Genomic DNA, 15695 nt, shown 5'->3' with positions numbered 1-15695 from the left:
GTGCGACCTGCACTTCCCAACTATAGGAATAGTCGATGTTTGCATGTGAGAGTCTTCCATGTGGAATGAGGCATACGCGGAGTCGAGCGTGCCCGAATCGGCCGCAGCGGACCGATCGCGCCATGTCACAGGACGCCGAGACTCGGCACGAGGACAAGGAGATCAGTGTGGGCATCAAACGCAAGGCGGTTGTTTCCGTGGCGGCCGCGACTCTCATGCTCGCGGCAATGGTGAATGCCTCTGAGGCAAACGCGACTCCCGCGCCGGGTCTGAGTACCGGCAGCGCGAATCTGGACTGCTTCATTCAAATCCTCCTGCACGGTGAAGTGCCCGGAGTCTGCTGACCGAACCGGCTCCAGAACTCGGTAATCGGGTAGCTCATCCAAACCCACCTGACGGCAGACCGATTCGACTGCGACGCAAGACGTTTGGATGCGTTAACGGACAGGGCGGCCCTTTCGATACGGTCATCAAGGCCATCTCCTTGACCGGATCCAACGTGAGAAAATGGGCTGAAATGTTTCGAGTAAATCGCGTCGTCGTCCCTGCTGCGCTATTGACCGGTGCCGTTCTGATGTCCGTCGCTCCCGCGCAGGCCGAGACACCGATCAGACCCCAGGCGAGCGAGTCGCAGGTGAACGCAAACAGCGGAATTGCCAGTGGTTCGGCCGATCTGAACAACCTTGCCTGCGGAACTATCTGGCGTCCTGTCTGCTTCCCCAACGGGCTTCCGCACTGACCTGGCTGGAGGTCCGATCGGCCACCGAACACCCGAGTCGTTCCGCCGCCGACACCGGTACCCGTCCAGGGAAACGATTGCCACGGAAAGGATTTACTCTTGCCAGCAGGCACCGACAGGAATCGGCACGGCTCAGCCACCCGGCCTACACCGTTCGCGTGCGGGCGGAAAGCGATCACCTCGCTGCCCCGAGCACACCCCCAACAATCGGGGGCAGTTAGCTCAGCTACCGGAGTTGGAGGATCATCCAACGAACAGACCATAAGTCCGAAAACGTGGACGGTTCGTCAACTCTCGAAGGGGAGTTGGGGCGCGCCCGGGAGCCGTCTCGCGTCAATAGCATGTGGAGCCGCGATGCTGCTCGCAGCTTGCGGCACGGCGGTGAACAGCTCGCCGAGCCCGAGTGGACCTGTCTCGGCGACCCTTACCGCCACCACGACCGCGAACACCGCACCCCCCACCACCGCAGTTGGAAACCCTTCCACCACAACGGCCCCCGCCACCGAATCCGTGTGGGACGCATGCTCGCTGTCGGAATCCGCGCTCAGCGCGGCGGGTGTGAACACGTCCTCCAAGAGCCGTGTGGCCGACGCCGGGAACCCGGCCGCGCGCATCTGCAAGTGGCAATCCGCCGATCAGTCCTACGAACTGGTCGTCACCGCCTCCAATAACACCCTGGACGATCAGCTCGCCTCCGGTAGGTACAACGACGTGCACAGGACTCAGTACTACGGCCGAGATGTGGTCGTGTTTCGCGCGGCGCAGGACACCAACAAGCTGGGTTGCTACACCGGAACGCCGGCCGCTTTCGGCAGCATCGTGCTCACAGTGCGCAACGCACGGGTCCAGACCGGCGAAGGCGAACCCTGCGCCGAAGCGAACCGTCTCGGAGCAGCCCTTCTCAGGTCACTCCCTTAACCCGCGTCACCGGACATTCGCAGCCCCTGCCGGGGCAGCACAGTCCAAGGTCGCCGCCCCGTCGGTTGTCGGCGCACATGCGTAGTGACTACCCAGACCCATCGCACTCATCGAGCCCGCAGAATCCGACTGACCGCGGGAATTGTCGGTGCCGCATTGGTTCTCGGAACCTCGGCGCTGACGACAGGGTGCGATCGTTCATCGGAGTCGGCACATCCAACACCGCCGGACGGGACTCGCGGACGACTCGTCAAAGCCGAGCATCTGCACATGTACTCGTCCGACGACCTCGAGGCCACACTGGCAGGCAATAGATTCGACACCAGCGCAGTCCGATTCGGCGTCGAAACCTATCGCTTGACATACGAGACCATCGATCCGAGCGGTCGTCCGACCACCGCCAGCGGACTGCTCGCCCTACCCCCGCAACGGCCGGAATCCGATGCGAATCCCGCGCACCGAATCGCCCGCAGCGGGTTCCTATCGTTGCGCAGCAGCCATTGGCGCGCAGCCGATCTCGGCAAGTTCGGCGGCGCCGCGGACGGCCTGCGCAGCACCGGCAAGTACCCGGGTCCGGGCGGCCTGGTAGCGGCAGCTTGCGGCGTCGAAAGCGGCCGCCGTGGCAAGCACGCGATCCTGGTCGCCGTCGAGCACTGCCTCGGCGCGTGCCACGATGGCACTGGCAATGGGGTTGCCCGTCACGACAATTCGGGCTTCGGCCAGGCGGTCCACCGCTTCGGCGCGCCCGGCCAGGACGGCGGCTTCGGCGCGCAGCGCGACGTACCAGTGCAGCCAGATCCAGGTGACCGAACGCCAGACCTCGCCGGGGGCGGGCTCCATCCGCTCCAGCGCGGCGCGCGCATAGCCGTCGTGCAGCAGGACCATGGCGTTGAAGACCGCACCGTAGCCTTGCGTGCGCTCCGGACCGCCACCAAGCTGAGACAGAATCGCACTCCAGGCGACGTAGGCGTCGCGATCCCCGCGCAGGCCGTGCACCATCGCGACCGCCGCCACCGCCGGACCGAGAACTGAATGATCGGGGCTGCCCGCCCGCCGCCATGCTTCGAGGAACCGCTCGCTGTGCGCGAGTACCGCTGCAACATTGCCAAGCAACGCATCGGTCACTAACAGCCAGCTCGTGGCGCGATGGCCGACCTCGGCCAGCAGCGGATGATCCGCGAGCTGCTGCGCCCAACGGCGAGCGTCGTGCAGATCGCCGGTGCCGAGGCTGGCCTCGACCGCCTCGCCGAGCGCTTCGACCAGCTCATGGGTGCCTGCCGGGGTAGCAGAGACATTGTGCAGCAACGCTACCCGTCGTCGGGCGGTGGCCGCGGCGGCGAAGGTGTCACCCACCCAACTCTGCGCGCCCGCCAAGGTGTCGAGCGCGGCGGATTCGGCGAGCGGATCTCCGGTGCGGTGCGCGAGCTCGACCGCCCGCTCGGCGACGGCAATCGTCTCGGATGCGGCATCGCCCAGTGGGTCATTGGCCGCGAAGGCCGCGGTCAGCGTCTGCCCGGCCGCGGCCAGTGCCACCGCCGCTCGAGCGGCTGGATCCGTTCCGGACAGCTCCCGCGCCTCGGCAATGAGCATGTCCGCCTCGTCCGGCGCCAGGCCGCGGACGAATTTGGTGGCGAACCGGTAGGCGGTGGCGACGGCCGTCGCCAGGTCGTGGGCGGCGCCCGCATCGTTCCCGGCCGCCCGGGCGGCATCGGCGGCCGCGCGGTAGCAGCGGTACATGTCGTCGCCGCGCAATTGGCATCCGGCTACCGCCGCCGCGTCGCGCAGCATGGCGTTGGCGACGGCCGGGTCATCGACGAGACCGGCCGCTTGCTCGTAACGCCATAGGGATTCGCCGAGGAGGTGCCTGCCGAACAACAGTCGCGCCAGGTGTTGGGCCAGGCGAGCGGCATCCGCACGCTGCCCAGGCCGGTCGGCCGCCCAGGCCAGCGCGGCGCGGAAATCATCCGCCACGGCGTCGAATTGAGTCCGCCAGTCAACCTGCACGGTGGACAGCTCGGCGGCCTGGCGCAGGCACCACTGCAAATGTCGCGACCGGATATCGTCCAGCTCACCGGCGTTGGCGAGCTGCTCCACGCCGTACTGGCGAATCGTTTCCAGCGCGCGGTACTCGATTCCATGCGCCGCCGGGGTCGCGGCAAGCAGGCTCTGCTCTACCAGCCGAGCCAATCCGTCGGCGACGACTCCCTTTTCGGACCCGACGACCTCCGCCGCCGCCGCGACCGAGAACGACTTCATGAACACCGACACCCGACGCAACACGACGCGGTCGGCCGAATCCAGCAGGGTGTGGCTCCAATCCAGCGCCGCCCGCACCGACCGGTGCCGGTCTTGTTCCCGGGCGCCGCCCGCGAGCATTCGCAGCTGATCGGCGAGACCGGCGGTGAGGCCGTCCAGCCCGAGTGTGGTCCAGCGGGCGGCGGCCAGCTCAATCGCCAGCGCCACACCATCGAGCCGGGCACAGAACTCGGCAACCTGATCTCGCAGCGCGTGATTCGGCGGCCAGCCGCTCGCGGCGGCGCGGTCCATGAACAGATCGACCGCGTCCGACCCGCCCGCACCGGCCAGCGACATCGGCGGCACGACATAGATCCGTTCGAACGGCACCATAAGCCGGGCCCGACTGGTCGCCAGCACCGATACCCCCGGGCAGGCGGCAAGTAGCCGTTCGACGAAGGGCGCTACCCCCGCGCGCACATGCTCACAGTTGTCCAACACCACCAGCGCATGCCGATCGGCCAGTGCAGCCAACACCGACTCGTCGATCCCTCGACCAGGCTGCTCGCCGAGACCCAAGGCGAGCGCGGCGGTGCCTGCGACGGCGCGCACCTCGGAATTGGTGATCGGAACCAGATCGACGAACCACACCCCATCGGCATAGTCGCCGGCCAGTTGGGCCGCGACCGCCAATGCCAGCCGGGTTTTGCCCACCCCGCCCGGGCCCACCGCACTGACCTGGCGGTGCTGCCCGAGCAATTCGGCCAACTCGGCCCGCTCCCGAGTCCGGCCGATGAAGGAGGTCAGCGGAGCAGGCAGCACCGGCGTCGTCGGATGCGACCGGTCCGCACGAACAGACGATGCGGCGCGCTGCGCGAGCGCACGTCGGTCCGGCACCTCCAATTTGCGCAGCAACGAGGAGACATGGCTCTCCACCGTGCGGACCGAGATAAACAGGCGGGCGCCGATCTCGGCATTGCTCAGGTGCTCCCCAACCAGTTCCAGCACCTCGGCCTCCCGAGCCGAAATGTCTACCGTCGCCGCCACGCCACCCAGTGTGCCGTACCCGCCCCGGATCCGGGATCCGTGGTGCGATCCGTGGTCGGCACGGATGTGTGCAGGCCCTTCCCGCAGCGATGCTGAAAGCACACCCGGCCAAGCCGAAACCACGCCGGGGTCAACGCGAACGACAGCGGCAGGAGCGAATGTGACCAGCAGTTCTACTCAGGGCATCAAGACGGTGCTGCATCCGGTGACCGACCTCGCCGCCGCCAAGGCGGTGTACGCCGCCCTGCTCGGTATGCCGCCACAAACAGACTCGTCTTTCTACGTCGGCTTCGACGCCGAAGGCCAGCACATCGGCCTGGTGCCGAACGGTGGTCCGCAAGCCATGGCCACGCCAGTGGCCTACTGGCATGTGCCCGACATCGAGGCGACGCTCGCCGCCGTGACCGCCGCAGGGGCCACCGTGCAGGAAGCCGTGCACAACGTCGGCGGCGGCCGCCAAGTCGCCACCGTCACCGATCCCGACGGCAATGTCCTCGGACTCATTCAAGACAACTGACTCGCATCCATCCCATCGAAGGAGAACCACAATGACCACCACCAAGTCAACCTCTGCCGTGGCGTTCTCGGCGGAAGAACGTGCCGCGATGAAGGAGCACTCGAAGGAGTTGAAGACCGCCGCGCGGCGCAACTCGCGCACCGCCAAGGCGGACGGCGAACAGGACGTGCTCGCGAAAATCGCTGAGATGACCGAATTCGATCGCGCCATCGCCGCTCGAGTCCACGCCGTCGTCACGACCGCCGCGCCCGAGCTCACCCCGAAGCTCTGGTACGGCATGCCCGCCTACGCCAAGGAGGGCAAGGTCGTCTGCTACTTCCAGCCCGCAGCGAAGTTCAAGTCGCGCTACGCCACCTTCGGGTTCAACGACATCGCAGGTCTTGACGACGGCACCATGTGGCCCACGGTATTCGCGCTGACCGCCCTGACCGCCGACGACGAGCAGAAGATCGGGCACCTCGCCCGCGCCGCCGTCGCCTGAGCATCCCCAAACCCGTCCACCCTGAAATCAATTGGAGCACCACAATGGCAAGCAAACAGAGCGGCACCCCCGGAGCCTTCTCCCGATGGATGCAGCGCACGATGAACACCCGGATGACCGCCAAGATCCGGCGCGGCAAGGGCACATTCGCGGGCATGAACGTCCTGATCCTGCACACCGTCGGCCAGCGCAGCGGGCAACACCGCGAATCTCCGGTGTCGTATTTCGCCGACGGTGACAACGCCTGGCTGATCGTGGCCTCCGGCGGCGGCAGCCGAAACCCGGACTGGTACGGAAATCTGATGGCGCACCCCGAGCACGCCGCGATCGAACTGCCGGGCCGCGAGGGCCAGCCGGTGGCCCCACTGCGACTGGCCGGTGACGAGCGGGCGCAGGCATGGCAACGCATCACCACGGCCTCGCCGCGCTACGACAAGTACCAGCGCAAGTCCGAGCGGGAGTACCCCGTGGTTCGGCTCAGCGGGAGCGCCGCCCGATGAGGAACATCGCCATCATCGGCACCGGACGAGTTGGTCGCGCCGTGGGCGCAGCGCTCACCGCAGCCGGATACCGCGTCGCTTACGGTTCCCGGACACCGGGCGCGGGCAGCCTCGGCGTCACCGAGGCCCTGGTGGGTAGCGACGTCATCGTCGTCGCTACCCCGTCAGCGGCCGCGCGCGACTTCGCCCGCGACCACGGCTCCGCCCTCGCCGGAACACTCGTCCTGGACGCTACCAACGACGTCATGGCCGTCCCCGCCAACGCAGCCGCCGCCTTCGCCGAGCACGCGCCGAAGTGCCGGTACGCCCGGGTGTTCAACAGCGTGGGCACCGAGGTCCTCATCGACCCGCTCTTCGACGGCGATCCTGCGGACATGTACTACTCCTGCGCACCAGCGGATCAAACCCAGCTGGACGAACTGATCACGGCCGTCGGTCTGCGCCCGGTCTATGTCGGTGACCAGGCCTACGACGTGGTTGACGGAGTCATGCGGCTGTGGCTCACCCTGGCCATGGGCCAAGGCCACGGCCGCGACATCGCCTTCCGACTGGTCACCCGCTGAGGCCACCGTGCCGAACGGCCCCGAAACCACTGGTTTCGGGGACGTTCGCGGGTTGGGACGTCAGGCGGCGTGGGCCCGGATTTCGTTGACTGACAGCGCCGGGTCATACTCAGCGCGCGGTTCCCCGACCGCGCCTCGGTGCACACTGGCCCAGCGACATCCTCGCGGGCTGGCTCCTCGGCGGCATGACCGGTGCGGCGGCGAGCGCTGTGTGACGGCGAATCCCGGCGCGCCGTCACGTCCGACCAGAGCAGAAGGCCGAGATTCGGTCCGTATCAGCGTGATTCGACCGGAACCGCGCTACCAGCGCCCAACCGGCCGAGTACCACGGGTGCGGGCCCGTCATGGCGTTGCACCCCTCGCGCGCCGCGGTCAGAATGTGGCGATCGGGTTGACCGGGCTGCCGGACGTACCAGCGAAGCGGACCGGCGCGACTGCGAGGTGGAAGTCCCACTGGCCGAGCTCGGCGGCGGTCGTCGCGCACAACTCCAGGTCACAGTTGTCGAGCAGCCACAGGCCCATCGCGACGAGACCCACGGTGTGAACCGGCAACGCCATGTCTTCGTACCCGGACGGCTGAACATCCTGGGGGGTGTCGGCGCCGATCAGCGCGACCTCCCGTTCGTGCAGCCAGGGCAGGCAGGACGCGTGCCAGCCAGCCTGCGTGACACCGCTGGTCGGACCGGCCTCGTGCCGGACGCGGCCGTAGCCGGTCCGCAGGAGTACCGCATCGCCGGATCGCACCCGCACCCCCTGGCGACGCTCGGCCTCCTCGAGATCTTCGGGAAACACTCCCTGTCCTGGCTCCAACCACGGCACATCGCGAACCTTCGCGATGTCCAGCAGGACGCCACGGGTGATGATCCCGTTCGCCGCCGCCGTGACGGCCGCCCACGCAGATCCTGTGGCGGCATCGACCAATGAGTGTGGCCGCCCGTTGTACATCGTGCCGTCCCAGAAGATGTGGCACGGCGAGTCGAGGTGGGTGATGGTGTTGCCGTGGAACAGGATGCCGAGCCGCTCGTTCGAATAGCCCCAGTGCCGGTCGTTCCGGAATCCGGGCAGCGGCATGTTCCCCATCCCCGGCATATCGGCGGCGCACGGGCAGGTCGTCGTCGACCGCTCCATCTCCTCCGGCACAGCAACCTCCCACGCGCAGGACACGCTCCTGCCGTGGCGCACAGCCCGCGCCGCCGCCAGCCGGACGTCATCGGTGATGTGGTTCAGCGTGCCGAGCTCGTCGTCATCACCCCACCGTCCCCAGTTCGACAGCGTGTTGGAGTACCCGAGCACGTCGTCCTGTGTGGGCATCGGTCGCCCTGCCGTCATACCCAGCCTCAACTCCTCCGGCTACACGATTCGACGCATCGCGGACAGCGTATCCCGGTCCCCTTGGCCGCCATAGTCATTCGGCGCCATCCGTCGTCCGGCAACGCCCTCTCGGGTGTTCCAATCGACCGCGCCGGTCGTCGAGGAGAGGCCGCACCGAGGGCCGCTACCGCGCTCTGACACTCCAGGCCGGTAACGCGCTGACGGACGGGCCGCAGGTTCAGAATCCGTGGGCGCCCAGCCAGCTGTCGAGGTCGTTACGGAACTGTGCGGCTGTGGGTTCCACGGTCAGGCCGTGGGTGGCGCCGTCCAGGATGTCCGAGGTGACGTCGGTACTACCGGTGAACAGCTTCCCTTGGTAGCGGGCACGATTCACGTCGAACACGCGGTCGTTGGTGCCGGTGAGTGTCAGCACCGGCACGTGGATCGCACCGAGCCGAAGCGGGTCGATCGCGGTCGCCTCGGTCAGGGAGACCATGTCACCGCACGGGTTGATCGCACGCAGCGGGAGTGCGGCGGCGAGTACGGCCGGCGGCGACTGAGCCAGGAAGTCCTGGCGGTAGGCGTCGACGCTCGGGGTCAGATAGCTGTATCCGGACGCACCGGCCGGGGACTTCCGGCCACCGGTGAGGCAGGTGGTTCCCCAGGACAGGGTGCCGGCCAGCAGCTCGGGCGTCAGGGCCAGATCGGAGTACGAGAGCACCCCGACGGCGTCCACATCACCGAACGAATACGCCTCGATCTGCGTGATCGCACCACCGAGCGAATGTCCCAGCAGCGCAACGTGTTCGAACGCCACCACCCCGCCGTCGGCCGAATAATTGCCCGATCGCAATTCCTGCACGATCTGGTGCGCGACAGTCGCCTGGCCGCCGACACAACTGAGCGTTCCCGCCGGCTGACCGCTGGCGCCGTAGCCGAGGCGGTCGATCGTGACCGACACGTGCCCGCGCGCGGCCATCTCCCGCACGTGGTTGTAGCCGGGCGCGGCGCCGAACCGCCAGAACCACTCACCGACCTCGAGTCCGTGCAAATACAGTGCCGCGCCGGCGGCGGTGTGCCCGGCCAGCGCGCGCGCCGGACCGGTGAGGTGCCCGTGCACCGTGTAGCTTCGGCCGTCGGTTCCGCACGGCACCCCGGAGGCGTTCACGTTGCGCACCGAGAAGCTGATCTCCCGGTCGACGATGCCGTCACCGGGCGCCGCCGCGGCTCGAGGGACGGCCGGAATGGCAAGTGCCAGTAGGGAAATCACGGCGGCCAGAACGAAATGGGAAAAGCGCATTGATTCGGACCTTTCCGGCAAGGCGCCGAGCCGCCTGCGTCTCGTAGTGGGTGACCCAGTGCTGATGTTCTGTGCTCACACGCTCAGCGGGGTGGTGGTCCCGCGTCGACCGCCAGGCTCGGGGCGCCGCAAAGTGCTCGCGGGCGAAGGCGCGAGAGAACGCCGCCTCGGACGTGAATCCTACGGCCTCGACGCGTCGAGCGGAGTGCCGAGGTGTGCGGACTCTCGGTCATGAACTTGACCTTGCCACTGTGACAAGGTCTTCACTGGCCGTCGGAGGTGATTCCCATGAATTCGGTACACAGGAATACGCAGGACCCGCGGTTGCTCGACGCGCTGGCGGCCGGGGATGCGTCGGTGCGGTTGCGGGCGGCGCTCGCGATCGGCACCCGCGGCGAGCCCGGTGACGTCGACGCGCTGGTGGCACGTTCCGCGATCGAGCCGGACTTCTTCGTCCGGGACATGCTCACGTGGGCGCTGACCCGCCTGCCGTCGCGGATCACGGTGCCGGCACTGTGCGGCGAACTGCGTTCCGACCGAGCGCAGGCCCGCAGTCAGGCATTGCACACGTTGTCCAAGATCGCGGATCCGGAGGCCTGGCCCGCGATTACGCGGTCGTTGCTGCACGACGCCGACGACGAAGTGGCGCGAAGTGCCTGGCGCGCCGCGGTTGTCCTCGTACCCGAGGACGAGCGGGCCGGGCTCGCCGCGGAGCTCGCCATGCAGTTCGGCCGCGGGGACCGGCAGCTACGCTCGAGCCTGAGTCGCGCGCTCGTCGCGCTCGGCGAGGTGATCGAGCCGGTCCTGCAGACGGCGGCGGCGAGCCCGGAACCGGCGGTGCGTGCGCATGCCGAGGCCACGCTGCGGCTGCTGCGCGATCCCGATGCCGCATTCGAATCGGATGTCGATGAGGCGAAGCGGGTCGTGGCGCTCGGTGCGGACGGGAGGAGATGACTGCGTGTTGATCGGTGAGGTGGCGCGCCGCTCGGGTGTGAGTGCGCGGATGCTCCGCCACTACGACGCCCTCGGGCTGGTCCGGCCGACGGGCCGCACCGTGGGCGGCTATCGGGAGTACCGCCCCGCCGACATCCGGCGGATCTTCCAGGTGGAGGGGCTGCGGTCGCTCGGGTTGTCGCTGCGCGAGATCGGCCGCGCCCTGGACGATCCCGGATTCGCTCCGTCCGCGCTGGTCGGGGACCTCATCCGGAACACCGAGGACCGACTGAACCGGGAACGGGAACTACTCGAGCGGCTCCGGACGGTCGATGCGGCCGGCCCCTCCGACTGGCGGGACGTCCTGCGCCTGGTCGAACTCCTGCACGGACTGGGGTCGGAGAATGCCGCGCGGCGGCAGCAGGTGGTCCTGTCCCCCGCCGACGAGGTGCCGCTGCCCGCCGAACTGCTCGCCGAGGCGGTGCTGACCGAATCCGATCCGAACGTTGCCGGCGCCCTGCGCTGGGCGCTGGCGCGGACCGGCGGCGACGGCGTGGCGAGCATGGCCTCGGCCCTGCGTTCGGGGGACACCGACGTGCGGCGGCGCGCGGTCCAGGCCCTGGCCGAGTTGTCCGGCGACGACGTGACCCGGCTGCTGGCCGACGCGCTCGGCGATCCGGACTCGACGGTTCGCAGGCGCGCCGCCCTTGCCGCCGGGGCGCGCGGCCTCACCCGGGCAATTCCGGTACTGGTCGACATCGTGGTCGAGGGCCCCAACGACGTCGAGGCGGCCGACCTGCTCGGAGCATTCGCCGGGGACGCGCGGTGGGCGGACCGGATCATGGCTGCACTCGATGCCGAACTCGTTGCGCACGAGGCGAATCCGGCGGTACGACTTCGCGTGACCCAGGCCCTCGCCGAAATGCCCGGCACCATCGCGCTTCCCACGCTGCAAGGGCTGGTCCGCGACAGCGATCGGGCCGTTGCCCTGCTCGCCTCGGCCCTCGTCAGTACGCTGAGCGCACCGAGCTGACTGCGGATCGACAGCCGGTTCCAACTCTGAATGCACTGTTGCGCAACAGCATTCATGCTCATCGACTGAGGGGCGATATGGCCCGCGGCAAGGAGTAGGCGCTGTCGCTCATCGCCGGTCACTCCACCGCCGACACTCGTCGACGGCTCGGCCGCTACCGGAGCGCGGCATCGAGGAGGATTTGTGCCGCGGCGCGGGCCTGGTGGGCAGCCTCCGGCGTGCCCGCGATCGCGGCCGTGGTCTGCGCCCCCTCGGCGAGCAGGGCGATCTGGGGCGCCAACTCGGGTGGTGCGCCGACCTCGGCGACGAGCCGGGCGACATACTCGCCGAACGCGCGCTTCTGCGCCCGCACCGCGTCCCGCACCGCCGGGGACCCCGAGCTCAGCTCCCCGTAGGCGTTGATGAACGCGCACCCCCGGAAGTCCGGCGAGCGGAACCACTGGTCGAGGAAATCGAAGATCGACAGCAACCGCTCCCGGGCGGTCATCCCCGGTCCCACGACCGATGCCAGGCCGTCGTCCCACATGGCGGACCGGCGCCGCAATACCGCGGCGATCAGCTCGTCCTTCGAACCGAACAGCGAATAGATCCGCTTGAGCGAGACGCCGGCCGCCTCCCGCACCGCGTCCATGCCCACCGCCTGAATCCCGCGCTCGTAGAACAGCGCGTCGGCGGCCTGGATGACCCGCGCACGAACGTCGTCAACCGGACTCTGCACCTGGTGATCCACCTCACACCTCTCTTCCACTTGCGCGGAGAACGCACGTTCTCTACGGTAGCAGATGTCACGGAGAACGATCGTTCTCCGGCCGGTCAGGCATCACGATCGCGAGGAGTCAGTCATGGGATCCATCACCGTCGGCACCGAGAACAGCACCGACATCGAGCTGTACTACGAGGACCACGGCACCGGACAGCCGGTGGTGCTGATCCACGGCTACCCGCTCAACGGGGACAGCTGGGAGCTGCAGGCCCGCGAACTGCTGGATGCCGGATATCGCGTCATCACCTACGATCGCCGCGGGTTCGGGCGGTCGTCGAAGGTCGGCACCGGGTACGACTACGACACCTTCGCCGCCGATCTGAACGCGGTGCTCACCGCGCTGGATCTGCGCGACGTCATCCTGGCCGGATTCTCGATGGGCACGGGCGAGCTGGCCCGGTACATCAAGATCTACGGGCCCGAACGGATCGCGAAGCTGGCGTTCCTGGCGTCGCTGGAGCCGTTCCTGGTGCGGCGCGAGGACAACCCCGAGGGCGTGCCGCAGGAGGTGTTCGACGGCATCGCCGCCGCGGCGCGGGCCGACCGCTACGCCTGGTACACCCAGTTCTACAAGGATTTCTACAACCTGGACGAGAACCTCGGCACCCGCATCAGCGAGGAGGTCGTCCGGGCGAACTGGACCACCGCCACGACGAGCGCGCCGATCGCCGCCTACGCGGTCGTCCCGGCCTGGATCGAGGACTTCCGCGCCGACGTCGAGGCGGTGCGGGCCGCGGCGCTGCCGACCCTGATCCTGCACGGCACCGGCGACAACATCCTGCCGATCGACGCCACGGGCCGGCGGTTCGCGAAGCTCGTCCCGGACGCGGAGTACGTCGAGATCGACGGCGCGCCCCACGGCCTGCTGTGGACGCACGCCGAGGAGGTCAACGCGGCGCTGCTGCGCTTCGTCAAGGCCTGATCTCGGGAGCGAACGGCCGGATGGCTCACCCCATCCGGCCGTTTTCGCGCGTTATCGCATGCCCTGTGTCGTAGGGCCGTTGGCACGGTGGGTCACGGATTCCCCATCCGGTCGGCCGAGGGAGAAGTAGTCACCGGACTGAGGTTCGCTGGAGGCGGCGAGGATTCGGGCCACTTCTTCGCCGCCGCCGCGCAACGGGGAGATCGTCACCCGGACCGCTTGCGGATGGTTGCGGGGCGCGGCGTAGAAGGGGCCGCCGGGTGCGACGCGAATTCCGTTGGCGGCCAACTGGACCAGCGCCGAGCGTTCGTCGGCGACGGGGACCCAGACATTGAGGCCCTCGCCGGGCGGGACCACGACTCCGTTGCGATCCAGGGCGTCGGCAAAACCGCTTCTGCGGATTCGGTATTGGGTGCGGGCGTTGTCGACCGCGCGGGTGGCGGTGTCGTCCCGCAGGAGTTCGTACAGCAGGCGCTGGAGAATCCGGGGAGTCCAGCCGGGACCCAGCATGCGGGTGGCCACGACCCGATCGATGACCTCCTCGGGACCGGACAGCGCCGCTATGCGCAGGTCCGGGCCATGGGATTTGGAGTAGCTGCGCACGTGCAGAACCCGGTCGGGCAGCCAGCGGCCGATGCTCAGGTCCAGGGCGGGGACGATGCTTCCGGAGTGGTCGTCCTCGAGGACCACGCAGGGGGTTTCGCTGCGGCGCAGGATCTTTGCCAGCTCCTCGATGCGTTCGGCGTCCATCGAGGCGCCGGTGGGGTTCTGGGCGCGGGGCTGGATGAGGGCGGCGGCCGGCGCCAGGGTCAGGGCGCGCTCGAATTCGTCCGGGAGCACGCCCCTTTCGTCCATTGCCACCGGGATAGGTTGTGCACCTATGGATTCCAGATAGTCCAGGAAGTGGGGGAAGGTGGGGTTCTCCACGATCACCCGGTCGCCGTAGCGGACCACCGCGCGCAGCCCGCGAGCGACCGCGTCCATCGCGCCGTCCACCACGGTGAGGCCGCCCGAGGCGGTGGGCCAGTCCCGCTGCAACAGGCGCCCGAGTTCGGGCACCACCGGGGCCTGGTGATAGTCCGTCGGTTCGGAATTGAGCGCCACATGCGCCAGCAGCGGGCCGAGTTCGGGAAGCAGCGCCGGATCGGGGGTGCCGAGCGACAGATCGAGGCGGGCGGCGGTAGCCCCCTTGACCATTCGGCCCGCGCGCGGCGGCGCGGGCTGCGGGGCCGCGGACGTCGACTCGGCGACGAAGGTTCCGCTGCGGCCGCGCGAGACCACCAGCCCGGCCTGGGAAAGCGCCTGCCAGCCGTGACTCACCGTCGCGGGGCTGACGCCGAGCTGGGCCGACAGCTCGCGCACGGTTGGAAGGCGATCGCCCGGGGCCAGCTCGCCGCTGCTGATCATGCGCGCGATGGCGCCCGCGATCCCGGCGGGGGTCGGATCATCGATTTCGATCGGTCTGCTCATTTTCACCTCGGGACGCGTCCGGCAGGTTTACCCTTCCGGTACTCGATGAAATATTCACGAAATGTTTAGCACCAAGAATAACAAAACATCGAGAAGGAGGAACCCCCCGATGACAACCATCAAGGCAGCCATCACCCAGGCCACATGGACCGGAGACAAGGAATCCATGCTGGCCAAGCACGAGAAGTTCGTCGAGGCGGCGGCCGCCGAGGGCGTGCAGGTGATCTGCTTCCAGGAGCTGTTCTACGGCCCGTACTTCGGAAATGTTCAGGACAAGAAGTACTACGAGTACGCCGAATCCGTGCCCGGGCCGACCACCGCGCGGTTCAGCGAGCTGGCCCGCAGGCACAACATGGTCATCGTGCTGCCGGTGTACGAGGAGGATCAGCCCGGGGTGCTGTACAACACCGCCGCGGTGATCGACGCGGACGGCAGCTACCTGGGTAAATACCGCAAGCACCACATTCCGCACCTGCCCTCCTTCTGGGAGAAGTTCTACTTCCGCCCCGGCAATCTCGGCTATCCGGTATTCGACACCGCCGTCGGCCGGGTCGGGGTCTACATCTGCTACGACCGCCACTTCCCCGAGGGCTGGCGCGCGCTGGGACTGAACGGCGCGGAGCTGGTCTTCAACCCGTCGGCCACCAAACCCGGTCTGTCCAATCGTCTCTGGGAGCTCGAGCAGCCCGCGGCGGCCGCGGCGAACCAGTACTACATCGCCGCCAACAACCGGATCGGCACCGAGAGCGACGAATTCGGCGACGCGGCCGTAACTTTCTACGGTAGTTCGTATTTCGTGGACCCGCGCGGCAACTACGTCGGCGAGGTCGCCTCCACCGGCACCGAGGAGCTGGTGATCCGCGAACTGGATCTGGGCCTGGTCCGCGAGGTGCGCGGGGACTGGCAGTTCTACCGCGACCGCCGCCCGGACTCCTACGACGCCATCGTCGCGCCGTGATCTGA

Annotated in this window: 15 protein-coding genes; 10 read left to right on the top strand and 5 right to left on the bottom strand. The window is 68.2% G+C overall.

The annotated features are described in order from the left end of the window. The first annotated feature begins 167 nt into the window (after positions 1 to 167). Positions 168 to 344, top strand: coding sequence for a hypothetical protein (locus KO481_RS22605; protein WP_215919415.1), 177 nt, complete (start codon positions 168 to 170; stop codon positions 342 to 344). A gap of 749 nt (positions 345 to 1093) precedes the next feature. Then, positions 1094 to 1657, top strand: coding sequence for a DUF3558 family protein (locus tag KO481_RS43215; protein ID WP_245401299.1), 564 nt, complete (start codon positions 1094 to 1096; stop codon positions 1655 to 1657). 480 nt (positions 1658 to 2137) lie between these two features. On the opposite strand, the gene KO481_RS22595 is transcribed toward KO481_RS43215, so the two are convergent. After that, positions 2138 to 4939: an ATP-binding protein gene (locus KO481_RS22595; protein ID WP_215919411.1), complete on the bottom strand. Its 2802-nt coding sequence runs from the start codon at positions 4937 to 4939 to the stop codon at positions 2138 to 2140. Positions 4940 to 5099: 160 nt separating this feature from the next. Here KO481_RS22595 and KO481_RS22590 point away from each other — a divergent pair, with 160 nt between their 5' ends. From KO481_RS22590 to KO481_RS22575, 4 genes are read left to right on the top strand one after another with little or no spacing between them, the layout of a single operon-like run. Next, entirely contained in the window at positions 5100 to 5456 is a 357-nt protein-coding gene (locus KO481_RS22590) for a VOC family protein (protein ID WP_308166738.1), read from the top strand. 31 nt (positions 5457 to 5487) lie between these two features. Next, the gene (locus tag KO481_RS22585) at positions 5488 to 5937 is read left to right on the top strand and encodes an iron chaperone (protein WP_215919409.1); all 450 of its coding nucleotides are present in this window, start codon (positions 5488 to 5490) and stop codon (positions 5935 to 5937) included. A gap of 44 nt (positions 5938 to 5981) precedes the next feature. Further along, a complete protein-coding gene (locus KO481_RS22580; protein ID WP_215919407.1) occupies positions 5982 to 6437 on the top strand; it encodes a nitroreductase/quinone reductase family protein in 456 nt (151 codons plus the stop codon). Continuing rightward, a complete protein-coding gene (locus KO481_RS22575) occupies positions 6434 to 7000 on the top strand; it encodes an NADPH-dependent F420 reductase (protein ID WP_215919405.1) in 567 nt (188 codons plus the stop codon). Before KO481_RS22580 ends, KO481_RS22575 begins: the two co-directional genes overlap by 4 nt. Before the next feature lie 372 nt (positions 7001 to 7372). Here the strand turns inward: KO481_RS22575 and KO481_RS22570 are convergent, their stop codons facing one another. After that, the gene (locus KO481_RS22570) at positions 7373 to 8329 is read right to left on the bottom strand and encodes a cyclase family protein (protein ID WP_215919403.1); all 957 of its coding nucleotides are present in this window, start codon (positions 8327 to 8329) and stop codon (positions 7373 to 7375) included. Between the two features lie 220 nt (positions 8330 to 8549). Beyond that, complete coding sequence (locus tag KO481_RS22565) at positions 8550 to 9611, bottom strand: alpha/beta hydrolase (RefSeq protein WP_215919401.1); 1062 nt, start codon at positions 9609 to 9611, stop codon at positions 8550 to 8552. A gap of 288 nt (positions 9612 to 9899) precedes the next feature. On the opposite strand from KO481_RS22565, the gene KO481_RS22560 reads away from it, so the two are divergent. Both KO481_RS22560 and KO481_RS22555 read left to right on the top strand, forming a co-directional pair. Next, positions 9900 to 10565, top strand: a complete 666-nt coding sequence (locus KO481_RS22560) for a HEAT repeat domain-containing protein (protein WP_215919399.1) — start codon at positions 9900 to 9902, stop codon at positions 10563 to 10565. Between the two features lie 4 nt (positions 10566 to 10569). Beyond that, complete coding sequence (locus KO481_RS22555; protein WP_215919397.1) at positions 10570 to 11577, top strand: HEAT repeat domain-containing protein; 1008 nt, start codon at positions 10570 to 10572, stop codon at positions 11575 to 11577. A gap of 154 nt (positions 11578 to 11731) precedes the next feature. Here the strand turns inward: KO481_RS22555 and KO481_RS22550 are convergent, their stop codons facing one another. Next, complete coding sequence (locus KO481_RS22550; RefSeq protein ID WP_215919396.1) at positions 11732 to 12295, bottom strand: TetR/AcrR family transcriptional regulator; 564 nt, start codon at positions 12293 to 12295, stop codon at positions 11732 to 11734. Between the two features lie 124 nt (positions 12296 to 12419). Between KO481_RS22550 and KO481_RS22545 the strand changes: the two genes are divergently transcribed. Beyond that, positions 12420 to 13262 carry an alpha/beta fold hydrolase gene (locus KO481_RS22545; RefSeq protein WP_215919395.1) on the top strand — a complete coding sequence of 281 codons (843 nt, stop codon included), beginning with the start codon at positions 12420 to 12422 and terminating at the stop codon, positions 13260 to 13262. Between the two features lie 51 nt (positions 13263 to 13313). On the opposite strand, the gene KO481_RS22540 is transcribed toward KO481_RS22545, so the two are convergent. Then, the gene (locus KO481_RS22540) at positions 13314 to 14732 is read right to left on the bottom strand and encodes an aminotransferase-like domain-containing protein (RefSeq protein ID WP_215919394.1); all 1419 of its coding nucleotides are present in this window, start codon (positions 14730 to 14732) and stop codon (positions 13314 to 13316) included. Between the two features lie 109 nt (positions 14733 to 14841). Between KO481_RS22540 and KO481_RS22535 the strand changes: the two genes are divergently transcribed. After that, a complete protein-coding gene (locus KO481_RS22535) occupies positions 14842 to 15690 on the top strand; it encodes a nitrilase-related carbon-nitrogen hydrolase (RefSeq protein WP_215919393.1) in 849 nt (282 codons plus the stop codon). Positions 15691 to 15695: the final 5 nt, after the last annotated feature.

It is taken from the genome of Nocardia albiluteola (assembly GCF_018860155.1).
Lineage (GTDB): Bacteria > Actinomycetota > Actinomycetes > Mycobacteriales > Mycobacteriaceae > Nocardia > Nocardia albiluteola.
The sequence above is the reverse complement of the archived record's forward strand: the minus strand, read 5'-3'. Positions and strand labels throughout refer to the sequence as shown.